This is a genomic window from Kitasatospora sp. NPDC059747 (assembly GCF_042732955.1).
GTDB lineage: Bacteria > Actinomycetota > Actinomycetes > Streptomycetales > Streptomycetaceae > Kitasatospora.
The window spans coordinates 1-5371 of sequence record NZ_JBHWGV010000231.1; the positions used below are offsets into that span (position 1 = coordinate 1).

Annotated in this window: 4 protein-coding genes; 3 read left to right on the forward strand and 1 reads right to left on the reverse strand. The window is 70.6% G+C overall.

From position 1 onward, the window contains the following. The coding region (locus tag ACFV4G_RS42780) for an ROK family protein (RefSeq protein ID WP_380448965.1) at positions 1–350 on the forward strand (350 nt) is incomplete at its 5' end. Positions 351–439: 89 nt separating this feature from the next. Here the strand turns inward: ACFV4G_RS42780 and ACFV4G_RS42785 are convergent. Next, a complete protein-coding gene (locus ACFV4G_RS42785) occupies positions 440–2443 on the reverse strand; it encodes a beta-galactosidase trimerization domain-containing protein (RefSeq protein WP_380448966.1) in 2004 nt (667 codons plus the stop codon). A gap of 272 nt (positions 2444–2715) precedes the next feature. Here ACFV4G_RS42785 and ACFV4G_RS42790 point away from each other — a divergent pair, with 272 nt between their 5' ends. Both ACFV4G_RS42790 and ACFV4G_RS42795 read left to right on the forward strand, forming a co-directional pair. Further along, a complete protein-coding gene (locus ACFV4G_RS42790; protein ID WP_380448967.1) occupies positions 2716–3756 on the forward strand; it encodes a sugar ABC transporter substrate-binding protein in 1041 nt (346 codons plus the stop codon). Between the two features lie 42 nt (positions 3757–3798). Beyond that, a partial coding sequence (locus ACFV4G_RS42795) for an alpha-L-fucosidase (RefSeq protein ID WP_380448968.1) occupies positions 3799–5371 on the forward strand: 1573 nt, incomplete at its 3' end.

Consider the following 5371-nt stretch of genomic DNA (forward strand, 5'->3'; position numbering starts at 1 on the left):
AGCACCGCCCGGGCGACCCGGTCGCGCTGCTCGCCGAGCGGGCGGCCGCCGGGCACGAGCCCACCCTGCGGGCGCTGGACCGGGCGGGGCAGGCCCTGGGGCTCGCCCTCGCGTCCGCCGTGGAGCTCATCGACCCGGGCGGCCTGGTCCTCGGCGGTGCCTACGCCGAACTCGCCGACTGGCTGCTGCCGTCCGTGCGCGCCGAGTTGGCCGCCCGGGTCACCGTGCGGCCCTGGGCTCCGGAGGCGCTGCGCCCGTCCGCGCTCGGCCGGCGCGGCCCGCTGCTGGGCGCGGCGCTGACGACGGTGCGCCGGATCATGGCGGACCCGTTGCTGCTGCCCGCCGGGTGATCCGGGGCCCGTACCCCGCGGTCAGTCGTGCTCGACCATGATCATCGCGTGGCCGTCCCCGGTGGTGATCCGGGGCCCGTACCCCGCGGTCAGTCGTGCTCGACCATGATCATCGCGTGGCCGTCCCCGGTGGTGACCCGCACGTGGACGTACTCGCCGTCGTGCTCCCAGGGCAGCTCCAGCCCGGCCGGCTGGAGCCGCACCGAGCGCGGGGCGGCGGCGAGCCGGACGGCGACGGGCACGTCGACCAGCGGGAACGGGTCGTGCACCAGGTCGAGCTCCGGGGTCTCCCGGGACGGGACGAAGCTGATCAGGTGCACCACGGTGCCCGCGGCGGTGCGCTTCACGGTGGTCTCCAGGTGGACCGGCCCGCCGGCGCGGACGAGCGGGTCCGGCAGGAGCCGGTCCAGGGCGGCGCCGAGCAGCCGACGGTACGTCTCCAGGCCATGCTCGTGGAAGGCCTCCAGCAGCGACACGGTCACCGCGGCCACCCCGTCGCCGACGACGACGGCCGCCTCGTCGGTCGGGTCGGCCGGCGGAGTGTAGGAGTGGCCGCAGAACCGGTCCCAGGAGCGCGGGAAGTAGGGCGCCACCACCCGGGCCAGGACCTCGGCGCCGGGCAGTGCCCGGGCGGTCAGCCGGGAGCCGTGGCTGATGACCGGGAAGTCCTCCGGGACCCCGGGGACGCCCTGGCAGGCGAGGAACACCTCACCGGCCGGCGCCGGTGCGAGTCCCTCGACCGGGAGGTCGGGGAGGGCGGGCTCGGTGCCGTTCCTGAGCAGCGCCGGCCCGACCAGCAGCACGGCGCCGCCTGCCTGGCGGTACGCGTGCAGGCGCTCCGCCAGGGCGTCGTCGACCGCCGTGCTCTCGGGCACGACGACCGCCCGGTACCCGCTCAGGTCGGCCGTCGGCGGGACCACGTCGAACTGCGCCCGGAGCTGTTGCAGTGCCCGGACGGCGCCGATGTTGCTCGCGCCCGGGTTGTCGCCGAGGCCGGGGTCGGTGACCACGGCGACCTCGCTGACGACCCGGCCGCCGTCGAGGAAGGGCTCGCACGCCTCGATGTGCCCGTAGACCGAGCCGATGAGCTCGTACACCGCCGGAGCGGCGACGCCCCGCGGGTGCAGCACGTCGCCCACGCCGCTGGTCAGGCCGTGGCCCAGCATCTGGCTGGTCTCGTACAGCAGTGCCGCCCGGGGCTTGAGGGCGGCGCTGTCCCCCCAGCTCTCGTGGAACCGCCCGGTGTGGCTGAGGACGGGCAGTCCCATGGGGCGGACGAAGCGCGCCACGTACGGGAGGAACGCGTAGCCCCAGCCGCCGGTGGGCAGGCCCTCGATCTCGACGTGCCGGATGAACTGGCGCTCCTCGGGCAGTCCGGTCTTGGGCCGGCTGTTGAACCAGACGCTCTGGGCGGCGTCCGCGGGTAGGGCCTTCTCCACCATCGCGGAGTAGCGGGCCATGTAGCGGCGGGCCACGAGGTTCGCGTAGCGGTTCCGGTGGTCCGCATCGGCCGGGTCCAGCCCCTCGCGGCGCATCCCGTCCACTGCCCAGCGGCTCGCGCTGGGCTGGTTCCAGCACATGTCGATGAAGATGCCGTCGACCGGGGCGAAGCGCCGGAGCACCTCGTCCAGTTGATCGGCGAAGTAGTCGGCGTAGGGGCTGGACATGTCGAGGATGTTCCAGGCCGCCTCGAAGGCCGAGGTGCTCCAGCGGGCGAGCTTCAGGTCCTCGCCGTGCGCGATCCACTCCGGGTGCTCCCGGGCGGCGAACTCGTCGACCTGGAGGGACAGGTAGATCGGTGCGCGGATGCCCACGGCGTGCAGGGCCTCGACCTGCTCGGCGAGCAGGTCGAGGTCGGGGGCGAGCCCGGGGTGGCGTTCCGGCCGGTCGGTCCCGTAGTAGAGGTGGCCGTGGTGGCACTTGGCGAAGACGGTCACGCTGTCGACGTGGGCGTCGCGGAAGGCCCGGGCGAAGGTCACCGGGTCGAAGTCGCGTCCCACGTCGGGGATGTCGGGGCCGGTGTGAAAGTCCAGGTGCACGGTCCGGCGGGGGAAACGATGGATGGTGTGAGCGTTCACATCGCGTGGGGTCATGGGATGGATTTATAGGCCGTGGGCGCCGAGGAGTCCAGGGATCCGGGGGTGATACATCCGATGAATGGCCGTATTTCATCGGCCATACCGCGAAGATATGGCGGAAATCCCGATGTCACGTTTGGGAGTCATCGGATGCCTCTACTTGTCGTCCAGGTTTCACGCTCGTAAGGTCCTCGGTACCGCGAGCCCCCCGGACGGCGGTGGCGCCGTACGCGGGTGAGGGACCTCCCCGCGGTGGGCGGGCGTTCCAAGGCAAGGAGATCAGTACGATGAGGCTTCGCTCTTCCGGACTCGCGGCGATGGCCGGGGCCGTGTTAGTCGTCGGCGCCACGGGGTGCGACCGCAGCACGGGCGGAGCACAGAAGCCTTCCGCCCAGGGGGCGATCGGCATCGACCTGCCGCGGGACGACTCCGACTTCTGGCGGGCGTACGAGCAGTACGTGAGGAAGGGCGTCGCCGCGCAGGCGATCCGCACCCTGCCGATCACGGCGTCCCACAACCGCGAGGACGAACTGCGGTCCAACGTCCAGGGATTCGAGCAGGCGAACGCCAAGGCCGTGGTGATCGCGCCACAGGCGACCTACGTCATCGACGTGCTGCTCGGCGAGCTCTTCAGACGCGGCGTCAGCGTGGTGAGCGTCGACACCGAACCCGAGCACGGCGAGGTGTACATGGCCGTCCGGGCGAACAACGTCGACTACGGCACCAAGGCCTGCCAGTTCCTGGGCGCGCAGCTCAAGGGAAAGGGGAAGGTCGCGGAGCTCCAGGGGGCGCTCGACTCGATCAACGCCTACGACCGGAGCCGGGGGTTCTCCACCTGCATGAAGGAGAAGTTCCCGGGCGTCCAGGTGATCGAGCTGGCCACCGACTGGAAGGGGGACGTCGCCGCGGCGAAGCTCCAGTCGACGCTGGCGGCCAACCCCGACCTCGGCGGGATCTACCTGCAGGCCGGCGGCGTCTTCCTGCAGCCGACCGTCTCCGTGCTCCAGCAGCAAGGCATGCTCAAGCCGGCCGGCCAGCCGGGGCACATCGCCGTCGTCTCCAACGACGGCATCCCGCAGGAGTTCGACGCCATCCGCAAGGGCGACATCGACGCCACCGTCTCCCAACCCGCCGACCTGTACGCCAAGTACGCGCTGTTCTACGCGCAGGCCGCCGTCGAGGGCAAGGCGTTCAAGCCGGGGCCGACCGACCACCAGTCGACCATCGTCGCCCTGCCCAACGGGCTGGAGGACCAGCTCCCCGTGACGCTGGTGACGAAGGACAACGTCGACGACAAGGCCCTGTGGGGCAACAACCTCGGCAAGTAGCCGCAGCATCGACAGCACTCCCACCCGAACGAGGAGCCTCCTATGTCAACCACCGGACTGAGCCGCCGTCAGCTGATCCGGGCCGCCGCCCTCGCCGGAGGGGCCGTGGCCTTCGGTCTGCCGCAGGTACTCCGGCCCGGCACCGCCCAGGCCTACCAGGTGCCGTCCAAGATGGCCTGGTGGTACCAGGCCCGCTTCGGGATGTTCATCCACTTCGGCTCCTACAGCCAGCTCGGCCACGGCGAGTGGGCGTTCTCCACCGAGAACTGGAGCAAGGCCAACTACCAGGCCCAGGTGTCCGCCCCCTTCGACCCGACGGCCTTCAACGCCGACACCATCGCCGACCTCGCCCTGAACGCCGGCATGAAGTACCTGGTGATCACCGCGAAGCACCACGAGGGCTTCGCGATGTACAACTCGGCCGTGGCGAGCTTCACGGACACCACCGGCACCAAGCCGTACAACCTGCCCAAGTACACCGCCTACCAGAACGACCTGCTGGCCGCGCTCAAGAAGGCCTGCGACGCCCGCGGCATCAAGTTCGGCCTCTACTACTCGATCATGGACTGGAACCACCGCTCCCAGACCGTCAACCAGACGACCAACTACACCGACATGGCGTCGCTGAGCGCGCGCGCCGGCTACATCAACGACATGAAGGCACAGCTCCAGGAACTCCTCACGGCGTACGACCCGGCGATCCTCTGGTTCGACGGCGACTGGTGCGCCAACCCCGCCACGCCCACCCTCACCGACTGGTGGACCCAGTCGGACGGGGTCGACCTGTACAACTGGCTCGTCGCCCAGAAGCCCGGCCTGATCGTCAACGAGCGGGTCAAGCGGGACGTCGGACTCGGCGACTTCGCCTGTCCGGAGCAGAAAGTGCCGGCCGAGCCGCTCGGTCGGCCCTGGGAGACCTGCGCGACCATGAACGGCGCCTGGGGTTACACCTCCTGGGCCGAGAGCTCCTACCGGTCCGTGCAGACCATCGTCCAGGAGTTCGTCACGGTGGTCTCCCGGGACGGCAACTACCTGCTCAACATCGGCCCCAAGGGCGACGGCACGCCCACCCCGGGCTCCGTCACCGTCCTCCAGGGTCTGGCGCGTTGGATGGGCACCAACAGCGACAGCATCTACGGCACCACCGGCAGCCCCTTCACCGCCGAGCCGTCGTGGGGCAAGTTCACCAGGAAGCCGGGCAAGCTCTTCGCCCACGTGTTCAGCTGGCCGGCCAATGGCACCCTGCAGATCCCGCTGATCGCCAACACCATCAACCGCGTCTACCTGATGAGCAACCCGACGGCCTCGCTCTCCTACTCGGTCAGCGGCGGCAGCATCAACGTCTCGGTGCCCACCACCGCGCCCGACGCCAACGACTCGGTCGTGGTGGTCGACGTCAACGGGACGCCGGCCGTCGTCGCCGACGGTGTCTACGAGCTGATCTCCGTGCGCAGCGGCAAGGCCCTGGACGACGGAAACACCTCCAGCGCGGGCAGCCAGGTGGTCCAGTGGACCGTCAACGGCGGCACGCCGCAGCAGTGGACGCTGACCGGTCTGGAAGCGGGCCGTTTCAAGCTGCTGTGCGCCCGCAGCGGTCTGGCCCTCGACAACGGGG